This window comes from Streptomyces sp. NPDC034037, from assembly GCF_055575715.1.
In genome coordinates this window covers 342,677-364,536 of the sequence record NZ_JBVISC010000006.1, presented here as the reverse complement: position 1 = coordinate 364,536, position 21,860 = coordinate 342,677, and the positions used below count along the sequence as shown (strand labels likewise).

The 21,860-nt window shown below is 71.9% G+C and carries 17 protein-coding genes and 1 pseudogene; 8 read left to right on the top strand and 10 right to left on the bottom strand.

The features are described 5' to 3' along the window. Positions 1 to 36 precede the first annotated feature (36 nt). Positions 37 to 993: an ABC transporter substrate-binding protein gene (locus ACZ516_RS22810; protein ID WP_358587793.1), complete on the bottom strand. Its 957-nt coding sequence runs from the start codon at positions 991 to 993 to the stop codon at positions 37 to 39. Positions 994 to 1,459: 466 nt separating this feature from the next. Here ACZ516_RS22810 and ACZ516_RS22805 point away from each other — a divergent pair, with 466 nt between their 5' ends. The 4 genes from ACZ516_RS22805 to ACZ516_RS22790 all read left to right on the top strand — a co-directional run bounded on the left by ACZ516_RS22805 (position 1,460) and on the right by ACZ516_RS22790 (position 4,684). Next, positions 1,460 to 2,674, top strand: coding sequence for an NAD(P)-dependent malic enzyme (locus ACZ516_RS22805; protein WP_358698292.1), 1,215 nt, complete (start codon positions 1,460 to 1,462; stop codon positions 2,672 to 2,674). 156 nt (positions 2,675 to 2,830) lie between these two features. Then, entirely contained in the window at positions 2,831 to 3,793 is a 963-nt protein-coding gene (locus ACZ516_RS22800) for a zinc-binding dehydrogenase (protein WP_358587788.1), read from the top strand. Between the two features lie 61 nt (positions 3,794 to 3,854). Beyond that, positions 3,855 to 4,064 (top strand): helix-turn-helix domain-containing protein, encoded by a 210-nt coding sequence (locus ACZ516_RS22795; protein ID WP_358587786.1) that lies wholly within the window; start codon positions 3,855 to 3,857, stop codon positions 4,062 to 4,064. Beyond that, positions 4,064 to 4,684 carry a Clp protease N-terminal domain-containing protein gene (locus tag ACZ516_RS22790; protein WP_469011522.1) on the top strand — a complete coding sequence of 207 codons (621 nt, stop codon included), beginning with the start codon at positions 4,064 to 4,066 and terminating at the stop codon, positions 4,682 to 4,684. The genes ACZ516_RS22795 and ACZ516_RS22790 overlap by 1 nt, the downstream gene beginning before the upstream one ends. 743 nt (positions 4,685 to 5,427) lie before the next feature. Here the strand turns inward: ACZ516_RS22790 and ACZ516_RS22785 are convergent. Beyond that, a pseudogene (locus ACZ516_RS22785) lies at positions 5,428 to 6,199 on the bottom strand (PadR family transcriptional regulator); the annotation flags it as partial. 1 nt (position 6,200) lies between these two features. Then, the gene (locus tag ACZ516_RS22780) at positions 6,201 to 7,172 is read right to left on the bottom strand and encodes a DUF4097 family beta strand repeat-containing protein (protein ID WP_469011521.1); all 972 of its coding nucleotides are present in this window, start codon (positions 7,170 to 7,172) and stop codon (positions 6,201 to 6,203) included. Between the two features lie 182 nt (positions 7,173 to 7,354). On the opposite strand from ACZ516_RS22780, the gene ACZ516_RS22775 reads away from it, so the two are divergent. Beyond that, entirely contained in the window at positions 7,355 to 8,179 is an 825-nt protein-coding gene (locus ACZ516_RS22775; protein WP_361079461.1) for a hypothetical protein, read from the top strand. 128 nt (positions 8,180 to 8,307) lie between these two features. Here the strand turns inward: ACZ516_RS22775 and ACZ516_RS22770 are convergent, their stop codons facing one another. From ACZ516_RS22770 to ACZ516_RS22750, 5 genes are all read right to left on the bottom strand, one after another. Then, complete coding sequence (locus ACZ516_RS22770; RefSeq protein ID WP_005312030.1) at positions 8,308 to 8,490, bottom strand: DUF6104 family protein; 183 nt, start codon at positions 8,488 to 8,490, stop codon at positions 8,308 to 8,310. Between the two features lie 130 nt (positions 8,491 to 8,620). Beyond that, positions 8,621 to 12,445 carry a multifunctional oxoglutarate decarboxylase/oxoglutarate dehydrogenase thiamine pyrophosphate-binding subunit/dihydrolipoyllysine-residue succinyltransferase subunit gene (locus ACZ516_RS22765; protein ID WP_469011520.1) on the bottom strand — a complete coding sequence of 1,275 codons (3,825 nt, stop codon included), beginning with the start codon at positions 12,443 to 12,445 and terminating at the stop codon, positions 8,621 to 8,623. A 275-nt stretch (positions 12,446 to 12,720) separates the two neighbouring features. Next, a complete protein-coding gene (locus ACZ516_RS22760) occupies positions 12,721 to 13,818 on the bottom strand; it encodes a sensor histidine kinase (protein ID WP_469011519.1) in 1,098 nt (365 codons plus the stop codon). 13 nt (positions 13,819 to 13,831) lie between these two features. Further along, positions 13,832 to 14,572, bottom strand: a complete 741-nt coding sequence (locus ACZ516_RS22755; RefSeq protein ID WP_358589387.1) for a response regulator transcription factor — start codon at positions 14,570 to 14,572, stop codon at positions 13,832 to 13,834. 65 nt (positions 14,573 to 14,637) lie between these two features. Then, complete coding sequence (locus tag ACZ516_RS22750) at positions 14,638 to 15,336, bottom strand: spermidine synthase family protein (RefSeq protein ID WP_469011518.1); 699 nt, start codon at positions 15,334 to 15,336, stop codon at positions 14,638 to 14,640. 271 nt (positions 15,337 to 15,607) lie between these two features. Between ACZ516_RS22750 and ACZ516_RS22745 the strand changes: the two genes are divergently transcribed. Both ACZ516_RS22745 and lon read left to right on the top strand, forming a co-directional pair. Beyond that, a complete protein-coding gene (locus ACZ516_RS22745; protein WP_469011517.1) occupies positions 15,608 to 16,630 on the top strand; it encodes a rhomboid-like protein in 1,023 nt (340 codons plus the stop codon). Positions 16,631 to 16,743: 113 nt separating this feature from the next. Further along, positions 16,744 to 19,164 carry an endopeptidase La gene (lon, locus tag ACZ516_RS22740; RefSeq protein WP_469011516.1) on the top strand — a complete coding sequence of 807 codons (2,421 nt, stop codon included), beginning with the start codon at positions 16,744 to 16,746 and terminating at the stop codon, positions 19,162 to 19,164. 63 nt (positions 19,165 to 19,227) lie between these two features. Here the strand turns inward: lon and ACZ516_RS22735 are convergent, their stop codons facing one another. After that, positions 19,228 to 20,061, bottom strand: coding sequence for a lysozyme (locus tag ACZ516_RS22735; protein WP_469011515.1), 834 nt, complete (start codon positions 20,059 to 20,061; stop codon positions 19,228 to 19,230). Positions 20,062 to 20,318: 257 nt separating this feature from the next. Here ACZ516_RS22735 and ACZ516_RS22730 point away from each other — a divergent pair, with 257 nt between their 5' ends. Then, positions 20,319 to 20,804, top strand: coding sequence for a MarR family winged helix-turn-helix transcriptional regulator (locus ACZ516_RS22730; RefSeq protein ID WP_358589377.1), 486 nt, complete (start codon positions 20,319 to 20,321; stop codon positions 20,802 to 20,804). A 43-nt stretch (positions 20,805 to 20,847) separates the two neighbouring features. Here ACZ516_RS22730 and ACZ516_RS22725 read toward each other — a convergent pair whose 3' ends face one another. Further along, entirely contained in the window at positions 20,848 to 21,693 is an 846-nt protein-coding gene (locus ACZ516_RS22725) for a hypothetical protein (RefSeq protein ID WP_469011514.1), read from the bottom strand. Between the last annotated feature and the right edge of the window lie 167 nt (positions 21,694 to 21,860).

Below are 21,860 nucleotides of genomic sequence, written 5' to 3'. Positions count from 1 at the left end.
GTGGCCTTTCAGCGACTAGGGGGGAGAGGGGCGCGCTCACTTGCCGCCGTTGACCTTGGCCTCGGTGACCGCGCCGTCCTCGACGCCCCACTTCTTGATGATCTTCGCGTAGTCGCCGTTCTTGATGATCGCGTCGAGCGCGGCCTTGATGGCGTCCCGCAGCTCGGGGTTCTTCTTGGAGACCGCGATGCCGTACGGAGCCGCCTCGACCTGCTCGCCGACGAGCTGGAAGTCCTTGCCGCCGCCGGAGGTCTTCACCGCGTACGCGGCCACCGGGAAGTCGGACGAACCGGCGTCCGCGCCGCCGGAGCGCAGCCGGGTCTGGGCCTGCTGGTCGTTGTCGTACTGCTCGATGGAGATCTTCTTGCCGCCCTTGCACTTCTTCGACTCGGCCTTGGCCAGGTCGTGCGAGACGGTGCCCCGCTGGACGACGATCTTCTTGCCGCAGAGGTCGGACCAGGTCTTGATGCCCTGGTCGTCGCCCTTCTTGGTGTAGATCGACACGCCGGCGGTGAAGTAGTCGACGAAGTCGACGCCGCTGCCGACCTTCTTGCCCGTCTCCTCGTCGATGCCCTCCTGACGGTTCTTGGTGTCCGTCATGGCCGACATGGCGACCTGGTACCGCTTGGAGCGCAGACCGCCGAGGAGGGTGTCGAAGGTGCCGTTCTCGAACTCGAACTTCACGCCGAGCTGCTTGCCGAGCGCCTCGCCGAGGTCCGGGTCGATGCCGACGGTGGCGCCGGACTTGTCCTTGAACTCGACCGGCGGGTAGGCGATGTCGGAGCCGACCTTGATGACGCCCTTGTCACGGATGTCCTTGGGCAGCTTGTCGGCGAGCGGCGCGTTGCTGACCGAGTCGCTCGCCTTGTCGTTCGTCTGGTCGCCGCAGCCGGAGAGCAGCAGCGCACCGGCGACCGCGACCGCACCGACCGCGGCGATCCGGGACTTCGCGGACTTCGCTGCGGTCTGACGACAAATGGAGCTTGCGGACATGGTGGGTCCTCCGGCGGATGAGGGAGTTGCCGATGGGTCGGGCACACACCTTCGGGTGTCGCGACCTCGTGTGATGAGCGCATCTTGCCATTCGGACCGTCCGATTCTGGGTGCCTGAGATGTCAAAATCGGATAACGGGATGGTGGCGAACCCCCGCACCCCGGTACAGCCCGGGGCGTACGGGGCTGGACGCCAACCATCGCCAACCGGGCGATATCCCGCCCATCTCGCCATATGGACCGGCAGTCGTGGCCATGGCAAGCAATGTCACTCGCCCACGCCCGCCGCCTTCGGGTACAAAGGTTGGCTACACCCCTCATCCGGGGCCCAGGGCGCGTGTGCGGCGCGCCCGCGTGTCCGTACCTCTCCTCCGTCGACAGACGGGGAACGGACACGGTGCCCGCCCACTTCTCAACCGGGAGTGGACACCCTCAACGAATGATTAAGACTTAAGGGGTCAGACAAGTGGCAGCGGAGATCGTCAATCCTCGCAGCGACAGCAGTACGGATCACGAGGGCGCCGACGAGCCCTTCGATCCGGCGTTTGCGCTGCACCGCGGCGGCAAGATGGCCGTGCAGGCCACCGTGCCGGTCCGCGACAAGGACGACCTGTCCCTGGCGTACACGCCCGGCGTCGCGAAAGTGTGCAGCGCGATCGCCGAGCGGCCCGAGCTGGTGAACGACTACACGTGGAAGTCGAACGTCGTCGCCGTCGTGACCGACGGGACCGCGGTGCTCGGTCTCGGCGACATCGGTCCCGAGGCCTCCCTCCCCGTCATGGAGGGCAAGGCCATTCTCTTCAAGCAGTTCGGCGGCGTGGACGCGGTGCCGATCGCGCTCGCGACGACCGACGCCGACGAGATCGTCGAGACCGTGGTGCGGCTCGCCCCCTCGTTCGGCGGCGTGAACCTGGAGGACATCTCGGCGCCCCGGTGCTTCGAGATCGAGCGCAAGCTCCAGGAGCGGCTCGACATCCCGGTCTTCCACGACGACCAGCACGGCACCGCCGTCGTCACGCTGGCGGCGCTGCGCAACGCGGCGAAGCTGACCGGGCGCACCCTCGGTGAGCTGCGCGCCGTCATCTCCGGCGCCGGTGCGGCGGGGATCGCCATCGCCAAGTTCCTGCTGGAGGCGGGGCTCGGTGACGTGGCGGTCGCGGACCGCAAGGGCATCGTGAGCCGGGACCGGGACGACCTCACCCCGGTCAAGCGGGAGCTCGCCGAGCTGACCAACAAGGCGGGGCTGAGCGGCTCGCTGGAGGCCGCGCTGGCAGGCGCCGATGTGTTCATCGGGGTCTCGGGCGGCACCGTGCCGGAGCCGGCGGTCGCCTCCATGGCGCCCGACTCCTTCGTGTTCGCCATGGCCAACCCCAACCCGGAGGTCCACCCGGACATCGCGCACAAGTACGCGGCCGTGGTGGCGACCGGCCGCTCGGACTACCCGAACCAGATCAACAACGTCCTGGCCTTCCCGGGCATCTTCGCCGGGGCGCTCCAGGTGCGGGCCTCGCGGATCACCGAGGGCATGAAGATCGCCGCCGCCGACGCCCTCGCGGGGGTCGTCGGGGACGAGCTGTCCGCCGCCTACGTGATCCCGTCGCCGTTCGACGAGCGGGTCGCCCCGGCCGTGACGGCCGCGGTCGCCGCCGCCGCGCGGGCGGAGGGCGTCGCCCGCAGCTGAGCGTCCGCCGCGATCATGTGACCGCGCCCCCCGCCGTGCACCTCGCGGCGGGGGGCGCGGCGCGTGCCGGCGGGGGACGCGGCACCCGGCGGCGCGGCGCGTGTCACAGTCGTACGTGGTTCCGTCGCGGCCCGGCGGCGGCCTAAGGTCGGCGGCATGTTCGCTGCCTACGCTGCCCGTATCGACCGTGACCAGCCGCTCGACGGCCTCGAGTTGGGGGAGCGGCCCGCCCCCGAGGCGCGCCCCGGCTGGTCGACCGTGAACGTCAAGGCCGCCTCCCTGAACCACCACGACCTGTGGTCGCTGCGCGGGGTCGGCCTCGCCGAGGACAAGCTGCCGATGATCCTCGGCTGTGACGCGGCCGGGATCGACGAGGACGGCAACGAGGTCGTCCTGCACTCCGTCATCGGCCAGTCCGGCCACGGCGTCGGACCTCGCGAGGGCCGGTCCATCCTGACCGAGAAGTACCAGGGGACCTTCGCGGAGCGCGTCGCCGTGCCCACCTGGAACGTGCTGCCCAAGCCGAAGGGCCTGTCCTTCGCCGAGGCCGCCTGCCTGCCGACGGCGTGGCTGACCGCGTACCGCATGCTGTTCACCAACGCCGGCGTGCGCCCCGGCGACTCGGTCCTCGTGCAGGGCGCCGGCGGCGGTGTCGCCACGGCCGCGATCGTGCTGGGCAAGGCGGCGGGCCTGCGGGTCTTCGCCACCAGCCGTGACGAGGCCAAGCGCAAGCGGGCGCTGGAGCTGGGCGCGGTGGAGGCGGTCGAGTCCGGCGCCCGGCTGCCGCAGCGGGTCGACGCGGTCATCGAGACGGTCGGCGCGGCGACCTGGTCGCACTCGGTCAAGTCGCTGAAGCCGGGCGGCACGCTGGTGATCTCGGGGGCGACCAGCGGCGACCGGCCCTCGCACGCGGAACTCACCCGGATCTTCTTCCTGGAACTGAAGATCGTCGGCTCGACGATGGGGACCAAGGACGAACTGGAGGACCTGCTCTCCTTCTGCGCCCTCACCGGTGTCCGTCCCGTCATCGACGAGGTGCTGCCGCTGGACCGCGCCCGGGAGGGCTTCGAGCGGCTGGCGTCCGGGGAACTGTTCGGCAAGATCGTCCTGGAGGTCTGACCGCGCCCGGCGCTGTCAACGATGGTTGACAGCGCCCTCCCGTCAACGTAGGTTGACGTGCATGAGCGAAGCCACGGATCTCGCCGAGCGGGCGGGTGATCAGGATCCACGGGTCGGGCTGCGTGCCGTCTCCGCGCTGCGGAAGCTGGTGGAGCGGCTGGAGGCCGTGCAGGTGCGCAGTGCGCGCCGGCAGGGCTGGTCGTGGCAGGAGATCGCCGCGGAGCTCGGAGTGAGCAGGCAGGCCGTGCACAAGAAGTACGGGAGGCAGTGATGTTCGAGCGGTTCACCAAGGATGCCCGCGCGGTGGTGCTGGGCGCGGTCGAGTGCGCCGAGCGGGAGCGGGCCGAGGCGGTCGACGACGGGCACATGCTGCTCGCCCTGCTCGACCGCGAGGCGAGCCGGGCGTCCTTCGCCCTCGCCTCGCTCGGTGCCGCGCGGCGCAGGGACTCCATCGAGGCGGCGCTGAGCGGTGCTCGGCGCCGCGGGGGTCTGTCGCGGGCCGACACGGACGCGCTGGCCGGGCTCGGCATCGACCTGGCCGAGATCGTCTCGCGGGTCGAGGAGAGCCACGGCGAGGGCGCGCTGGCGGCGGGCGCCGGCAAGGAGAGGCGGGGGCGGCGGACCGGGAAGGGCTGGGTCGGCCGGGTCCCGTTCTCCCGCGAGGCCAAGGACGCGTTGGTGCAGTCCTTGCGCATCGCCACCGCTCGTCACGACCGTCGCATCGGCGACGAGCACATCCTGCTCGCCCTCACCGTCCGCCCGGGCGTCACGGCGGAGGTCCTCGCGGACCACGGTGTGACCCATGCGTCGGTGGACCGCGTCCTGCACGGCGGGGTCGCCGGCGCGGGTGGCCCGGGGGGTGCGGGTAGCACGGGGCGCGGCGTGGGCTGAGGCCGACGGTGATCCGGAGGGGGCTCAGTCCTCCCGGGGTCGCAGGGTCGACGCGATATGGGCGGCCGCCGTGGACAAGTGGCGGCGCACGTCGCGGAGTTGGGTCTCGCTGACGCCGTTGTCCCGGGCCGCGTCACGGATGTCGTCGCGGAAACGGTCGAGCAGGCGGTCGAGGTCGCGGGCCGGGTTGCCGGTCGAGTCCTCCTGGGCCCAGTCCGGGAGGTATTCGACGGTCAGCCCCTCGCCGGCATCGGCGAAGCGGGGGCCGGTCCCCGGGGCGGTTTCGGCGGCGGCCGCGTGGCCCGTGCCGGGGGTGGGTGCGGGGTCTGTGTCGGGGGTGGCTCCAGGCTTGGTGAAGGTGGGTCCGGTGCCGGTGCCGGTGCCGGGGGTGGGCGTGTGGCCTGTGCCGGGCGCTGACCCGGGGGTGGCAGTGCGGCCCGTGTCGGGCGCTGACCCGGAGGCGGACCCGGGACCTGTGCCAGTGCCGGTGCCGGGGGTGGGCGTGTGGCCTGTGCCGGGCGCTGCCCCTGAGGTGGGTCGGGGGTCTGTGCCGGGGGTGGTTCCGGCGGTGGCTGTGTGGTCTGTGCTGGGCACTGCCCCTGAGGTGGGTCGGGGGTCTGTGCCGGGGGTGGTTCCGGCGGTGGCTGTGTGGCCCGTGCCGGGCGCTGACCCGGAGGTGGGTCCGGGGTCCGTGGTGGGGCCGGGGTTCGTGTCGGGGGATGGGCGGCGGCCGGGTGGGTGGGGGAAGTGTTTGCCGAAGTCCAGGCCGAACTCGCCGAACTCCTTGGCCAGTTCTGTCAGGCCCTCCCGGAGGCCGGTGGGCCAGTCGCCCCGCGTGAAGTGGTCCTGGACCTGCTCCTGGACGCGCCGCGCGATGCGCTGGGCCTCTTCCTGCGCCATGGCCCGCGCCTTCTCCTGGGCGTCCTTGGCCTGACGGCGGGCCCGCTGGGCCTCCTCGCGGGCCCGGCGGCTCTCGTCCTTGGCGCGGCGCGCCTGCTCCTTCCACTCCTGCTTGGCGCGCTTGAACTCCTCCTTCGCCTGGTGCCAGCCCTCCTTGTCGCCCCAGGCGCCCTCGAAGAGGCCGGCCGGGTCGGGAAAGCCCTTGCCCGTGCCCGCGCCGCCGGAGGCGCGGGCCTCCTTGGCGGCCGCCCGCATCTCGCGGCGCAGCTCGCCCGCGGCGCCCTGGACGCCGTCGCGGATCTCGGCGGCCAGTTCGGCGACCGACTCGCGGATCTCCAGCTCCAGGTCGGCCAGCTCGCCGCCGCGGTCGGCCAGTTCGGCGCGGCCGGCGTCCGTGATGGCGTAGACCTTCCTGCCACCCTCGGTGGTGTGCGTGACCAGGCCCTCGGCCTCCAGCTTCGCGAGGCGCGGGTAGACCGTGCCCGCCGAGGGGGCGTACAGGCCCTGGAAGCGCTCTTCGAGGAGGCGGATCACCTCGTAACCGTGGCGGGGAGCCTCGTCCAGCAGCTTGAGCAGGTACAGGCGCAGGCGGCCGTGGGCGAACACCGGGGGCATCTCAGAGCACCTTCTTGTCGGTCGGGACGTCGTCGGTCGCGGTGGCGTCCGCCGCGGGGGCGGGGGACACGGCGTCCTCGGGGAGATCTTCGTCCATGGGCGGTCTGCGCAGGAGCGCGATCGCCCCGGAGACCGTCGTCGCCTTCAGCCGGCCGTTGCCCGGACCGAGCCGTCCCGTGATCCGTTTGGCGCCCCATCCCCACGTCCGGGCGTCACCCGGTCCCTCCGGGGTGCGGAAAGCGTCGGGAGGTGGGGCGGGGATGGTTCGATCGGTGCTCACCCGCAGGTCCGCGAAGGCGTTAGAGACCGAGCCGCTCGCCGTGCCCACCTCAACTTCCGCGTCCGCCGGGTGCGGCAGGCGGATGGCGATCTCGCCCGAGACGCTCGTCAGGGCGACGTCCGTGGGCCTGTCCGCCGGGGTGAGGTCGAGAATCATCGAGCCGCTCACCGAGTCCGCCCGGACGGAGGGGCCCGCTGCCTCCACGAGGGTGAGGTCGCCGGCCACCGAGCGGAACCGCAGGTCGCCCGTGAGGCCCTGCGCTTCGACGCTCCCGGAGACCGTGTGCGCGTGGACCGGCCCCGAGAGGCCGACGAGGGTCGTGTCCCCGGAGACGCCCTTGACCTCCGTGCGCCCCGCGATGCCGGAGACCGTGGCGCCGGCGCCGATCACGCCGACCTCCACGTGGGTGTCCGGGGGCACGGTCAGCGAGACCACCGCCTTGCGGTGTCTGTCCGTGCCGTTCAGCCACTTGAGCAGGCCCTGCCAGGGCAGGTCGTCGTAGGCGACGGAGAGGGTGTCGTCCGTGTGGGTGATGGTCAAGGGACGGCCCTCGATCTCGGAGACCTCCAGGCGGGCGGAACCTTCGGCCGTGCCCACCACGTTCACCGTTCCGTTGACGATGCGGACCTGGAGGGTCGTCACCGGGGTGTCGAACGTGACTTCCCGCGGCTCGGCGATGGACCACTCGGGCATGGGCGGCCTCCTTGGCGGTGGTCGGCGAGGGCGGTCCCGGCCGGGCATGTCACGACGCGCCATATCGCGTCTCTCATATTCACGATATATCGCGGATACGGGATGTCAAGACATGTCGAGGGTGAACCGGGCTCCGCGGTCGCCTGTGCGCCGATTGTCGTGATCTGTCCTAGCGTGGGGGCATGTCGTCAGAAGCCTCCGAGCGTGCCCGGGGCGTCGGCGCGCTGCTGCTGTGCCGGGCGGACCCCGACACCATCGAGCCCGCGGCGCACCTGCTGCGTGAGGGAATGCTGCTCGTGCCCGCCGGTGACGGGTGGAGCGTGCTGGTGCCCGAGGGTGCCCCGTGGTCGCACGGCGAGGAGCCGGTCGACCGGGTGCTCACCGGCTGGGCGACGGCGCTCGCGGTGGGGTCGGGCCGGCCCGTGCTCGCCCTGTGGTGGGACACCGACCGTTCCGGCTACACCCTCGCGGCGGGCTTCCGGCGCACCGTCGGCTACGAATGGCTGGCCGGCGGCACACCCGTCGGCGAGGACGAGGCGATGCGGACGTTCGCCGCACGGCTCGGCCTCGACCCCGTTCTGGACGTGCAGGCCCTGGAGGTGCTGGCCCGCCCCGATCCGCAGGCCGACGCGCGCGCCAGGATGCTCGGCCTGGTCGCCGTCCTCACCCGCACGGGGCTCGCCCTGCCGGCGGGCCTCGCCCCCGGTGAACCGGCCGGCCGGCTGCGGGAGGTGGCGCGGGACCAGCGCGGCTCGCGCAGGGTCGAGTGGTCCGGGTGGCGCGAGGCGGTGCGGGCGGAGTTCGACGTGGTCGAGAGCGGGCCGCTCGGTACGTGGGTGCGGGGCCCCAGGGCGCGGGCGCTGGCCGCGGCCCAGGTGGCGGCAGGGCTACCGCTCGCGGCCTGGGCGGTACGGCGCCACAGCGGGGGCTGGGCCGCGGCGGCCGCGGTGCTGCTGGCGCAGGGCGCGCTGGGACTCACGTACGACCGGCTGAGGGCCCGGAGCTGACGGGCCGAGCAGCTGCTCGATGCCCGGCAACCCCCTCGGACGCCCGCGCCCCGGGCAGGCACGCGCCGCCCTCGACAGGCCTTGGCCCGGCGCGAGGCCGAAACGGTGCCCGGCGACAGCCAGGCCGCCTACTCCTCGTCGTCCTCGTCGTCCAGCCGGGCCAGCCACGTGGCCAGGCGCTCGACCGGGACCTCGAAGTCCGGGTTGAGGTCCACGAAGGTGCGGAGCTGCTCGGCGAGCCACTCGAAGGTGACCTCTTCCTCGCCGCGCCGCTTCTCCAGCTCCTCGATGCCACGGTCGGTGAAGTACAACTCATGCTCCTGATGCGGACGGTCTCTTGCCCCTCATGGTAGGCGGCCGGGACCCGCGCACACGCCGGTGGGCCCGGCCCCGAGCGACACACACTCGGGGCCGGGCCCACCGGACGGGGACCGCTGAGGCCTAGGCCTCGAAGACCTCGCTCAGGAGCTGCTGCTGCTCCTGCTCGTGGCGCTTCTTCGAGCCGACCGCCGGCGACGAGCCGTGCGGGCGCGAGATGCGCCGCAGCCGCTCGCCGTGCGGGATGTCGGCGCCGACCGCCAGGTCCAGGTGGTCGATGAGGTTGAGGGCGATGAAGGGCCACGCGCCCTGGTTCGCCGGCTCCTCCTGCGCCCACAGGTACTTCTCGGCGTTCGGGTACTTGGAGATCTCCTCTTGGAGCTCCGCACCCGGCAGCGGGTACAGGCGCTCGATGCGGATGATCGCCGTGTCCGTGACGCCCCGCTTCTGCCGCTCGGCCTCCAGCTCGTAGTAGAGCTTGCCCGCGCAGAAGACGACCTTGCGGACCGCCTTCGGGTCCACGGAGGCGTCCCCGATGACCGGCCGGAAGCTGCCCGAGGTGAACTCCTCCGTCTTGGACGCGGCGGCCTTCAGGCGCAGCATCCACTTCGGGGTGAAGACCACCAGCGGCTTGTGGTGCGGGTTGTGCACCTGCCACCGCAGGAGGTGGAAGTAGTTCGACGGCAGGGTCGGCATCGCGACCGTCATGTTGTTCTGCGCGCAGAGCTGGAGGAAGCGCTCCGGGCGGGCGGACGAGTGGTCCGGGCCCTGGCCCTCGTAGCCGTGCGGCAGGAGCAGGGTGACGCCGGAGGTCTGGCCCCACTTCTGCTCGGCCGAGGAGATGAACTCGTCGACGACGGTCTGCGCGCCGTTGACGAAGTCACCGAACTGGGCCTCCCACATCACGAGGGACTCGGGACGCGCCAGGGAGTAGCCGTACTCGAAGCCCATCGCCGCGTACTCCGAGAGCAGCGAGTCGTAGGCGTTGAAGCGGGCCTGGTCCTCGGAGAGGTAGAGCAGCGGCGTGTAGTCGTCGCCCGTCTCGCGGTCGATGAGGACCGCGTGGCGCTGGCCGAACGTGCCGCGGCGCGAGTCCTGGCCCGCCAGGCGCACCGGGGTGCCCTCCATGAGCAGCGAGCCGATGGCGAGGGTCTCGCCCATGCCCCAGTCGATCGTGCCGTCCTCGACCATGGCCGCGCGGCGCTGGAGCTGCGGGAGCAGGCGCGGGTGCACGGTGATGTGGTCGGGGATGTTGACCTGGGACTCGGCGATGCGCTTGACGACCTCCTGGGAGATCGCGGTGTTCACCGTGACGGGGAACTCGGCCTCTGGACCGGAGACGTCCATCGGCGAGGGCTGCGAGGTGGCCTCGCGGACCTCGGTGAAGACCTTCTCCAGCTGCCCCTGGTAGTCCTGCAGGGCCTGCTCGGCCTCTTCCAGGGTGATGTCGCCGCGACCGATGAGGGACTCGGTGTAGAGCTTGCGCACCGAGCGCTTCTTGTCGATCAGGTCGTACATCAGCGGCTGGGTGAACGCCGGGTTGTCCGACTCGTTGTGACCGCGGCGGCGGTAGCAGATGAGGTCGATCACGACGTCCTTGTTGAACGCCTGACGGAACTCGAAGGCCAGGCGGGCCACGCGGACCACGGCCTCCGGGTCGTCGCCGTTCACGTGGAAGATCGGCGCCTCGATCATGCGCGCCACGTCCGTCGAGTACATCGACGAGCGGGACGACTCCGGGGCGGCGGTGAAGCCGACCTGGTTGTTGATGACGACGTGGACCGTGCCGCCCGTGCGGTAGCCGCGCAGCTGCGACATGTTCAGGGTCTCGGCGACCACGCCCTGGCCCGCGAAGGCCGCGTCACCGTGCAGGGCGACGGGCAGGACCGTGAAGTCCGTGCCGCCCTTGTTGATGATGTCCTGCTTGGCGCGGACGATGCCTTCCAGGACCGGGTCGACCGCCTCCAGGTGGGAGGGGTTGGCGGCCAGCGAGACCTTGATCTGCTCGCCGTCCAGGCCGGTGAAGGTGCCCTCGGCGCCCAGGTGGTACTTCACGTCGCCGGAGCCGTGCATCGACTTCGGGTCGAGGTTGCCCTCGAACTCGCGGAAGATCTGCGCGTACGACTTGCCGACGATGTTGGCGAGGACGTTCAGCCGGCCGCGGTGGGCCATACCGATGACGACCTCGTCCAGGCGCGACTCGGCGGCGGAGTCGATGACCGCGTCGAGCAGCGGGATGACGGACTCGCCGCCCTCCAGGGAGAAGCGCTTCTGGCCGACGTACTTGGTCTGCAGGAACGTCTCGAACGCCTCGGCGGCGTTCAGTCGGCGCAGGATGCGCAGCTGCTCCTCGCGCTCGGGCTTGGTGGCGTGCTGGCCCTCGATGCGGTCCTGGAGCCACCTGCGCTGCTTGGGGTCCTGGATGTGCATGAACTCGACGCCGGTGGTGCGGCAGTACGAGTCGCGCAGCACGCCGAGGACATCGCGCAGCTTCATCATCGACTTGCCGGCGAAGCCGCCGACCGCGAACTCCCGCTCCAGGTCCCACAGGGTGAGGCCGTGCTCGGTGATGTCCAGGTCGGGGTGCTTGCGCTGCTTGTACTCCAGCGGGTCGGTGTCGGCCATGACGTGGCCGCGCACCCGGTAGGAGTGGATCAGCTCGAAGACGCGGGCGGCCTTCGTGACGTCGTCGTCGTGCGAGGCGTCGATGTCCTTGAACCAGCGGACCGGCTCGTAGGGGATGCGCAGCGCCTCGAAGATCTCGTCGTAGAAGTCGTTCTCGCCGAGGAGGAGGTTGGCGACGATCCGCAGGAACTCGCCGGAGGCGGCGCCCTGGATGACCCGGTGGTCGTAGGTCGACGTGAGCGTCATGACCTTGGAGATGCCGAGCTTGTTCAGGGTGTCCTGCGAGGTGCCCTGGAACTCCGCGGGGTAGTCCATGGAGCCGACGCCCATGATGACCGACTGACCGGGCATCAGACGCGGGACCGAGTGGACGGTGCCGAGGCCGCCGGGGTTGGTCAGGGAGACCGTGACGCCGGTGAAGTCGTTCATGCCGAGCTTGCCGTCGCGGGCCCGGCGGACGATGTCCTCGTAGGCCTGCCAGAACTCGAAGAAGTTCAGGGTCTCGGCCTTCTTGATGCCCGCGACGACCAGCTGGCGGTCGCCGTTGGGCTTCACCAGGTCGATGGCGAGGCCGAAGTTGATGTGCTCCGGCTTGACCAGGGTCGGCTTGCCGTCCTTCTCCACGAAGGAGTAGTTCATCGACGGCATGGCCTTGATGGCCTGCACCATCGCGTACCCGATCAGGTGCGTGAAGGAGATCTTCCCGCCGCGGGCGCGCTTGAGGTGGTTGTTGATGACGATGCGGTTGTCGAAGAGCAGCTTCACCGGGACCGCGCGGACCGACGTGGCCGTCGGGACCTCGATCGAGGCGTTCATGTTCTTCGCCACGGCCGCGGAGGGGCCGCGCAGCGTCACGTACTCGGGCCCGGCCGGGGCCTCGGTCGCCGGCTCCGCCTTGGCGGCGGGCTTCGCGGCGGCCGGCTTCGCGGCGGGCTTGGCGGCGGGCGCCGGGGCGGCGGCAGCGGGCTTCGCCGCGGGCGCGGCGGGCTTCTCGGCCGCCGGAGCGGCCTGGGCCGGGGCCGCCGGAGCCGCTGCGGGCTGGGCCGGGGCGGCGGGCGCGGCGGGAGCAGTGGGGGACGCGACCCCCGCGGCCGCGTCACCCGCCGGCTGCGCCGGGGCGGCGGCTGTGGAAGCGCTCGCCCCTGGCTTGTAGTCGGCGAAGAAGTCCCACCAGGCTCGGTCGACCGAATTCGGGTCCTGGAGGTACTGCTGATAGATCTCGTCGACGAGCCACTCATTGGGACCGAAGGCAGCGGCAGGGTCCTTGCCCTGCGCGTCTTGGTCGGTCGAAGTGCTCGAGTTACTGGGGGACTGTGGCGACACGGCGGTAACCGCCCTCTTCCGCTTCACAAGGTGATGGACAGCGGAAATAAAGGCTACGCCTCCATCGGCGCTGGGTGCAGACCGGGCCCGCCATCCGTCGCGTAAGTCACACTGGGCGAGTGGTTTCGGGGCTGTAAATGGCGGGAAACAAGCGGGGTTCCGCAACGCAGGATGGCCGCGCGGGTACGTCCGAAGGACGTCTACGCGCGGCGGCGGCTCCCGGGTGCCCAGGGGGCGGCCGGTGAATCGCTTCCGTTTCGAACCCTACGTCAACTTCACTCTTCGAGCAGGCCCGGAAGAGTGACCTGGATCCGGCAGCCGCGTGGGGATTCGGCCACGCCGATGTGGCCGCCGTGCAGATCGACCGCCCAGCGCGCGATGGCGAGGCCGAGGCCCGTGCCGCCGTCGTTGGCGGAGTTCTTGGCGGGGGCGCCCGCGTGGCTGCCCCGGTTGAACCGCTCGAAGACCCGGTGCCACTCGGACTGGGGGATTCCGGGCCCCTCGTCGAGCACCTCCAGGTCCAGGGACTCGGGGTAGGGCCCGCGCCTGGCCCGCACCGTCACGCGGCCGTGCGGCGGGCTGTGCTTGACCGCGTTGTCGATGAGGTTCGCCACCACCTGGTGCAGCCGCTCCGCGTCGGCGTGGGCCGTCAGCTCCGGGGGTGAGACGTCCAGGTGGAGATGGACGTCCGCGCGGGTGTGGCTGCCGGAGCCGGAGGCGATGCCCGCGCGCGCGGAGGCCACCATGTTGGCCTCCTTCAGGACGCCCGACAGATACGGCCAGACCTCGAAGCGGCGGGCGCGCAGCGGTACGACGCCGTTGTCGAGGCGGGAGAGGTCGAGCAGGGTCTCCACGAGCCGTCCCAGGCGCTCGGTCTGCTTCAGGGCCGTGCGCATCGTCTCCGGGTCGGCGGCGGAGACGCCGTCCACGACGTTCTCCAGGACGGCGCGCAGGGCGGCGATGGGGGTGCGCAGCTCATGGCTGACGTTGGCGACCAGCTCCTTGCGCTGGGTGTCCTGGGCCTCCAGGTCGTCGGCCATGGCGTTGATCGTGGTCGCCACGTCGCCCAGCTCGTCGCGCCGGTCGGCGCCGCGCACCCGGCGCGTGTAGTCGCCGTGGCTCACCGCGCGGGCCACCGCGTTCATCTCGTCCAGCGGCGCGGTGAGGCTGTGCGCCACGAACTGCGTGATGAGCAGGGTGGCGATCACCGAGAAGACGGTGATGAACCGCAGCTCGGTCTCCGTCTTCATGGCCACCAGGAGCAGTCCCGTGGTGATGAACACCGAGACGACCACGAGGGCGCCGAGCTTGGTCTTGATGGAGAACGGCCGCAGCCCCTGGAACGGCCCGAAGGGTCCGAAGGGCCCGCTCACGGCAGGGCCGGCCTCACGGCGCCGGGGTCTCAAGGGCGTAGCCGACGCCGTGCACGGTGCGGATGCGCTCGGCGCCGATCTTGCGGCGCAGCGCCTTGATGTGGCTGTCGACGGTCCGGGTGCCCGACGCGTCCGCCCAGTCCCAGACCTCCGCGAGGAGCTGCTCGCGGGAGAGGACGGCGCGCGGGGTGTTGGCCAGGCAGACCAGCAGATCGAACTCGGTGGGCGTCAGGTGGACGTCCTCGCTGCGCACCCGCACACGCCGCTGGGCGTGGTCGATCTCCAGTTCGCCCAGGCGCAGGATGCCGCTGCGGGGCGTGGTCGCGGCGAGCGCGGCCCGCTCGACGCGGCGCAGCAGGACGTGCACCCGGGCCGCGAGCTCGCGCATCGAGAACGGCTTGGTCATGTAGTCGTCCGCGCCGACCCCGAGCCCGACCAGCATGTCCGTCTCGTCGTCACGCGCGGTGAGCATGAGGACCGGGACGGGCCGCTGGGCCTGGACCCGGCGGCACACCTCGAGGCCGTCGAAGCCCGGCAGCATGATGTCGAGGATCAGCAGGTCGGGCTGCCAGGCCTGGGCGGTGTCGACCGCCGAGGGACCGTCCGTGGCCGTTTGCACAACAAAACCCTCGGCCCGCAGCCGGGCGGCGATGGCGTCGACGATCGTCGGGTCGTCCTCGACCACCAGGACCCGGCGCTGGGCGCCGGGTGTCGCCGCCGTGGCGCTGTTGTGGGAGGTGTGTGTCTGCTCCATCGCCCGCCCCTGACACTGATCGCTTGTGTTCGGTCAGCAGGGTACGGGTCGCGAAGGCACCTCGGCTACGCAGCCCTGACGCCGAGGTGCACCACGTCCGGGACGCCTCGGGCAACGGGGATCTCTTCGGTTCGTACCCTCTGGAATCCGGCATTCCGTAGAGCGTCGTCGAAAGCGGACGAGGGCTTCGCGGACCACACGGCGAGCACTCCGCCCGGGGTGAGCCGGGCTTTGCAGGCGTCCAGACCGGCGGGCGAGTAAAGGGAGTTGTTGCCCGCCGTCACCGTCCAGTCCGGGCCGTTGTCGATGTCCAGACAGAGTGCGTCGTACGTGTCCGAGGGGCCGGACGGGGCGCCGGGAGCCCTCTGGAGGTGGCTGACCAGGTCCGTGTGAAGAATTTGCGTACGTGAGTCGGCGAGCGCCGCCGCGGACAGTTCGGCGAGCGGTCCGGCCCGATGCCAGTCGATGACGGCGTCCTCGCGCTCGACCACGGTGATGCGCCCCCAGCGGGGGTCGGCGGCGGCGTGCGCGAGGGAGAACCCGACGCCGAGCCCGCCGATCAGCACGCAGGGCTCCGGGCGGTCGTCGAGGGCGTCGCGTGCCGCGTCGACGAGCAGCCGCTCGGAGCGGCCGTCGGAGGTGTCCATCAGGAAACAGCCGTTGGCGATGATCTGGAGCAGCTCACCGTGGCGCCGCAGGACGACCTCGCCGTACGGACCCTCGCGCCGGTCGAGGACGACGGGGGCGGTGGTGGGGGTGCGCATGGCGTCAGCGTAGGCGCGGGGGCCGGTGGTTCTCCGGTGAACGCGCAAGTCCTCCCCCGGCGGTGCGCGGGACGGGGGAGTCCTGCCGCGGAACTCCGGTGAGGTGGGCGTTCGCGGGTAACGCTGAAGGTGCCGGCGGCGCAGAAGAGACGTGGGCAACGCGGAAGTCGCCTTGGAGGTTGCTGTGAATCGCGTCCCACGTGGCCCCGGTCATAGACAGTGCTCGAAAAGTGGGCAAAGGGTAGGGCGGGACGGAAGGAGCGCCTCACCCGTGAACCAGAGCGTCGAGTCCTCGGACACCCTCATCGCCCCCGGGCCCGGGGACCGTGAGCCGCCCACCCGCGCGGAGCCGCCCTCTCTGGCCGAGTCGCCCTCCCGCGTCGAGCCGCCCTCTCTGGCCGAGTCGCCCTCCCGCGTCGAGCTGCCCGCCCGCGTCGAGTCGCCCACCCGTGCCGAGCCGCCCACCCTGGCCGAGCCGCCATCCCGCGTCGAGCTGCCCGCCCGCGTCGAGTCGCCCGCCCGCGTCGAGTCGCCCACCCGTGCCGAGCCGCCCACCCTGAACGCGCTCCCGTGCCAGCCGGGCCGCCGTCCCGCGCCGCCCGGACCCCGCGCGCCCGCCGCTGATCCCGGCCGGGCCGAGGGCGGCGGCGCCCGGTCCCGGCGCGTCCGGGCCAGACCCTGGCGGCTGCTCCCCGATCCTTGGGCCACCCCCTTCACCTTCGGCTACGGGCTCGTCCTCGCCGCCACCTCCCTGCTGAGCCGGTACGCCGACCCGGACACGGTCGACGCGCTGCTCCGGAGCTCCAGCACCGACGTCGCGCACCTCGCGCACAACCCCGTCCTCGTCCTCGTCGCCAGCGCGCTGTGGATCGCGGGCGGCATCACATCGCCGTACGCGATCGGCTTCCTGCTGGTCCTGACCGCGCTGGAGCGCCGGATCGGCGGCTGGCGCACCGCCGGGGTCTTCCTGCTCGGGCACTCCGTCGCCACCTTGGCGACGGAGGTGCCGGTGGGGCTTTCGGTGCTCGCGGGGCATCTGCCGGACAGTTCGCTGCACCGCCTCGACTACGGCATCAGCTTCGGTGTCGCGGCCAGCGTCGGCGCGCTCGCCGGGCTGCTCACCCCCTGGCTGCGGTGGGCCGTGCTGGCCGGCTTCGGCTGGATGCTGGTCGACGACCTGATCGAGTTCGCCGATCCGATGACCAACTGGGGCCATCTCCTGGCGCTCCTGATCGGCATCTCCACCTGGCCGCTGCTCGGGCGCGGGCGCCGTTCCCAGGCGCGCGGCGCCTGATCCTCCCCGTCCCCCAGCGGGTGATCGCTGAGAGCGAACACCCCCGGGGGAACATTGCGGCACTCACAAGCATTGAGTCGGTACAGCTCAACTTGGATGCCGAAAGGGAGATCATGGCTACTGAGTCCACCTCGTACACCTCGCTCACTCTGCCTGTGCTGCCGCTCGACGACGAGGTGGTCCTGCCCGGCATGGTGGTCCCGTTCGACCTGTCCGACGCCGAGGTGCGCGCCGCCGTGGAGGCCGCGCAGGCCGCCGCCCGTGCCGAGGGCGACAGCAAGCCGAAGGTGCTGCTTGTTCCGCGCATCGACGGGACGTACGTCGCCACCGGCGTCCTCGGCACCGTCGAGCAGGTCGGGCGGCTCTCCGACGGCGACCCGGGCGCCCTCATCCGCGGCCGGGGCCGCGTACGCATCGGCGCCGGTACGACCGGGCCCGGCGGCGCCCTGTGGGTGGAGGGGCAGCAGCTGGACGACGCCGTCCCCGAGCCCCTGCCCGGCGCCGTGACCGAACTGGTCAAGGAGTACAAGGCGCTCGCCACCAGCTGGCTGAAGAAGCGCGGCGCCTGGCAGGTGGTCGACCGCGTGACGCAGATCGACGACGTCTCCGCGCTCGCCGACAACTCCGGTTACTCCCCCTTCCTCACCACCCAGCAGAAGATCGAACTCCTGGAGACCGAGGACCCGGTCGCCCGCCTCAAGCTGGCCACCGCCCAGCTGCGCGAGCACCTGGCCGAGCAGGAGGTCGCCGAGACCATCGCCAAGGACGTCCAGGAGGGCGTCGACAAGCAGCAGCGCGAGTTCCTGCTGCGGCGTCAGCTGGACGCCGTGCGCAAGGAGCTGCGGGAACTCAACGGCGACAGCAAGGACGCGGCCGAGGAGTCCGACGACTACCGCACCCGCGTCGAGGCCGCCGACCTGCCCGAGAAGGTGCGCGAGGCCGCCCTCAAGGAGGTCGACAAGCTGGAGCGCGCCAGCGACCAGTCGCCCGAGGGCTCCTGGATCAGGACCTGGCTGGACACCGTCCTCGAACTGCCGTGGAACGAACGCACGGAGGACGCGTACGACATCAAGGGCGCCCGGGCGATCCTCGACGCCGAGCACGCCGGGCTGCGGGACGTGAAGGAGCGCATCACCGAGTACCTCGCGGTGCGCAAGCGCCGCACCGACCGCGGCCTCGGCGTCGTCGGCGGCCGCCGGGGCGGCGCGGTGCTGGCCCTCGTCGGCCCGCCCGGCGTCGGCAAGACCTCGCTGGGGGAGTCCGTCGCGCACGCCATGGGCCGCAAGTTCGTGCGGGTCGCGCTCGGCGGCGTACGGGACGAGGCGGAGATCCGCGGACACCGGCGTACGTACGTCGGGGCGCTGCCCGGGCGGATCGTGCGCGCCGTCAAGGAGGCCGGGTCGATGAACCCGGTCGTGCTCCTGGACGAGATCGACAAGGTGGGCTCGGACTTCCGGGGCGACCCGGCCGCCGCCCTGCTCGAAGTCCTCGACCCGGCGCAGAACCACACCTTCCGGGACCACTACCTGGAGGTGGAGCTGGACCTCAGCGACGTCGTCTTCCTGGCGACGGCGAACGTCCTCGAAGCGATCCCGGAGGCGCTGCGCGACCGCATGGAGCTGGTCCGGCTCGACGGCTACACCGAGGACGAGAAGGTCGTCATCGCCCGCGACCACCTGCTCCCGCGCCAGCTGGACCGGGCGGGCCTGGAGAAGGACGAGGTCACCCTGGACGAGAGCGCCCTGCGCAAGCTCGCCGGCGAGTACACGCGGGAGGCGGGCGTACGGAACCTGGAGCGGTCCGTCGCGCGGCTGCTGCGCAAGGTGGCGGCGCAGCACGAACTGGGCGAGCGGGAGCTGCCGTTCACCGTCACCGACGAGGACCTGCGGGACCTCATCGGGCGGCCGCACCACGTCCCCGAGGCCGCCCAGGACCCGGCCGAGCGGCGCACCGCCGTGCCGGGCGTGGCCACCGGGCTCGCGGTGACCGGGGCGGGCGGCGACGTCCTGTTCGTGGAGGCATCCCTCGCCGACCCGGAGACGGGGGCCTCCGGGCTCACGCTCACCGGGCAGCTGGGTGACGTGATGAAGGAGTCGGCGCAGATCGCCCTGTCGTTCCTGCGCTCGCACGGGGCCGAGCTGGAACTGCCCGTCGGCGACCTGAAGGAGCGGGGCGTGCACGTCCACTTCCCGGCCGGCGCGGTTCCCAAGGACGGGCCGAGCGCGGGTGTCACGCTGACCACCGCCCTCGCCTCGCTGCTCAGCGGGCGCCAGGTCCGTACGGACGTGGCGATGACCGGGGAGATCTCGCTGACCGGCCGGGTGCTGCCGATCGGCGGCGTCAAGCAGAAGCTGCTGGCCGCGCACCGCGCCGGGATCACCACGGTGATCATCCCCAAGCGGAACGAGGCGGACCTCGACGACGTCCCGGCCGAGGTCCTGGACAAGTTGGAGGTGCACCCGGTCTCCGATGTGCGCCAGGTGCTCGAACTGGCCCTCACGGAGGCGGAGGTGCGGGTCGCGGTCGCCGCGTGAGCGAGCGGTGTCCGTGAGCGGTGGCCGGCCCTGCGAGGGGCCGGCCACCGCCCTGTGCGCGGGTCAGCCGTAGGCGAGCGCCTGGACGCGGTCGTAGGCGCCGTTGAACTTGTCGTGGTCCCCGACCGTGGGCCCGGACGAGGTGTACTGCCACATGGTGTGGAAGCCCCAGCCGGCCGGCAGCTCGCCCGGGCCGGTGTCGTAACGGGCGATCCACAGCGGGTTGCTGGCGCCGAAGCCGCTGTAGTTGCCGGTGCACTGCTTCCACCAGCTGGTGGCGGTGTAGATCACGGCGTCGCGGCCGGTGCGCGCCTTGTAGGTGGTCAGGAAGTCGCGGATCCAGCCGACCATCTCGGACTGCGACTTGCCGAAGCAGGCCGCCCCGTAGGGGTTCCACTCGATGTCCAGCGCGCCCGGCAGCGTCCTGCCGTCGCGCGACCAGCCGCCGCCGTTGCTCGCGAAGTAGTTGGCCTGGGTGGCGCCGCTGGAGGTGTCGGGCGTCGCGAAGTGGTAGGAGCCGCGGATCATGCCGACGTTGTACGAGCCGTTGTACTGCTGGGCGAAGTAGGGGTTCACGTAGTAGGTGCCCTCGGTGGCCTTGGTGTAGGCCCACTTCACTCCGCTGTTCCACAGCGTCGACCAGGCGACGTTGCCCTGGTGGCTGCTGACGTCGACGCCCTCGGTCTGGGTGGCGCCGCCGCCGCTGGGCAGACCGCCCTGGCCGTCGTGTGCGATGACGCCCTGGCCGAGCCGGGCGGAGCCGCGCGGGGGGATGTCGTCCGCCCCGGCCGCCGTGGGGAGCGACAGGAGGAGGGAGAGGGCGGTCAGTGCTGCGAGGAGAACCCCCGCCGGCGACAAGCGCGGGCGGCGGGCCGATCCGGGTCTGTGCACGGGCATGCGTGCCTCCGAAGGCCTCGGTGGTGCTCTGGGGGGACCTTGTGACATGTCGAATGGTGTGAACATGTCACTTGAAAAGCTACGCACGTAGACCGGGGGTGGGAAGAGGCGCACCGTCCCGCCGTTGGTCCACTCCTGTGGCGGTGCCTTGGGCACTCCGCCGCCGCGACCTTGCGAAATACTGGTCAGGCCGCCGGCGGCGGAGCCGCGGCGCGCGAGGCCTCGGGCGATGACTTTCAGAATCGGGAAAGCGGGACATGGGTGCTGCAGAAGAGGGCGTGCGGGGCGGGGCGCACGAGGACGCCGAGCCGGGGGCGGACCGCGAGTTCCTCTCCCTGGAGCGCGAGTTGTCCCTGCTGATGCGCCGCGCGCGGGCCTCGTCGGGTGAGATGGCGCGCCAGGTCCACCCCGATCTGGAGCCCGCCGCGTACGGCCTGCTCGTGTGCCTGGACGACTCGGGGCCGCAGCGGGCCACCGACCTCGCCGCGTACATCGGGGTCGGCAAGGCGACGATGAGCCGTCAGCTGCGGGCCATGGAGGAGCTGGGCCTTCTCGCCCGCGAGCCCGACCCGGCCGACGGGCGCGCCTGGCTCATCCGGCTCACCCCCGAGGGCCGCACCCGCTTCCGCACGGTGCGCGCCGCCCGCCGCGCCCAGTACGTGCGCCGGCTCCAGGGCTGGGACCGGGCGGAGGTCGCCGAACTGGCCCGGCTGCTCGGCCGCCTGAACGCGAGCGCGGACTAGACCGACGGCGGGCCGGCTCGGGCGGCGCGCGTCCCGTGCGGGGTCACAGTTCCACGTAGACCGCCGCCGCGTCGTCGTGTCGCTTGCCGCGGGGGAAGGTGAGGCGGTCGGGGTCGGCGTGTTCCAGTTCGCGGACCCGGTCGATGAGGTGCTGCGGGCCCTCCTTGTGCAGCAGCGCGAAGCACTCGCGCCAGTCGCCCTCGCGGAACGTCTCCACCCACCGCGTCACCCCGTCGGTGAGCGCCGCCACCGCCGTCACGTCCGCCCGCGCCATCTCACCGGTGACCGCGCGCAGGGCGGCCGAGGGGTCCGCCGCGGCCGTGAAGAAGCCGTCCTCCGCGTTGCGCAGGGCCTCGACCGCCGCTCCGTACGCGCGGCCCGCCACCTCCCGCTCGGCGGAGCCGCGCGGCAGGGCGCGCACCTGGTCGCGCAGGGCTTGCACGGGGGGCGACATCTCGGCCAGGCGCCGGTCGAGGACGGCGGTCACCTCGCCGCCGGGGCCCGCGAGCAGGAGCGCCGAGTCGGACAGGACCAGATGTTCGACGCGCTCGGCGTCCCACCGCACCAGCACGACGGTTGCCTGAGGCGTGCGAGGGTGAGAAAGGTCACAGGTTGAACCATGTGCGTCGGCGGTACGCGAGATACCGGCCGACAAGATCTCAGGGAGCGTCATATCCCGTCGCGAAACGGACAGTTCCCCCAGTGCGCCGCCGAGGCGCGCGGTGAACCAGGGAACGGAATGCAGACACCCCACCGCTCCCTCGGGCGGCGTCACACCGTCCAGCAGGACGAGGGATCCGCCGTGTCCGGACGCGGGAAGCGCGACCGAGGCGTAGTCCTCGTTGGGGCGAGCGGGGTCTCCGGGCTCGGTGGCGAGTTCGATGCGCATTCGGCCAGTCTGCCCGAGGCCCGCGCGGGGGTCGCCGGAAGCGGGCGAAGGGCCCCGCGCCGGCCCGTACCGGCGGGCCACGCGCCGGAATTGGACCGGAATGATCAACTCCGCCGGGGTGTGGCGGCGCATCCTGCCAAAGCCCGCCGGGCACGTCCAACCGGCGC

Bases quoted from the DNA above. Each gene is read 5' to 3' on its own strand.
- ACZ516_RS22795 (WP_358587786.1), top strand. From the start codon at position 3,855: ATGAGCGAAGCCACGGATCTCGCCGAGCGGGCGGGTGATCAGGATCCA.
- ACZ516_RS22725 (WP_469011514.1), bottom strand. From the start codon at position 21,693: ATGCGCATCGAACTCGCCACCGAGCCCGGAGACCCCGCTCGCCCCAAC.
- ACZ516_RS22800 (WP_358587788.1), top strand. From the start codon at position 2,831: ATGTTCGCTGCCTACGCTGCCCGTATCGACCGTGACCAGCCGCTCGAC.
- lon (WP_469011516.1), top strand. From the start codon at position 16,744: ATGGCTACTGAGTCCACCTCGTACACCTCGCTCACTCTGCCTGTGCTG.
- ACZ516_RS22755 (WP_358589387.1), bottom strand. From the start codon at position 14,572: ATGGAGCAGACACACACCTCCCACAACAGCGCCACGGCGGCGACACCC.
- ACZ516_RS22810 (WP_358587793.1), bottom strand. From the start codon at position 993: ATGTCCGCAAGCTCCATTTGTCGTCAGACCGCAGCGAAGTCCGCGAAG.
- ACZ516_RS22790 (WP_469011522.1), top strand. From the start codon at position 4,064: ATGTTCGAGCGGTTCACCAAGGATGCCCGCGCGGTGGTGCTGGGCGCG.
- ACZ516_RS22780 (WP_469011521.1), bottom strand. From the start codon at position 7,172: ATGCCCGAGTGGTCCATCGCCGAGCCGCGGGAAGTCACGTTCGACACC.
- ACZ516_RS22730 (WP_358589377.1), top strand. From the start codon at position 20,319: ATGGGTGCTGCAGAAGAGGGCGTGCGGGGCGGGGCGCACGAGGACGCC.
- ACZ516_RS22735 (WP_469011515.1), bottom strand. From the start codon at position 20,061: ATGCCCGTGCACAGACCCGGATCGGCCCGCCGCCCGCGCTTGTCGCCG.
- ACZ516_RS22750 (WP_469011518.1), bottom strand. From the start codon at position 15,336: ATGCGCACCCCCACCACCGCCCCCGTCGTCCTCGACCGGCGCGAGGGT.
- ACZ516_RS22775 (WP_361079461.1), top strand. From the start codon at position 7,355: ATGTCGTCAGAAGCCTCCGAGCGTGCCCGGGGCGTCGGCGCGCTGCTG.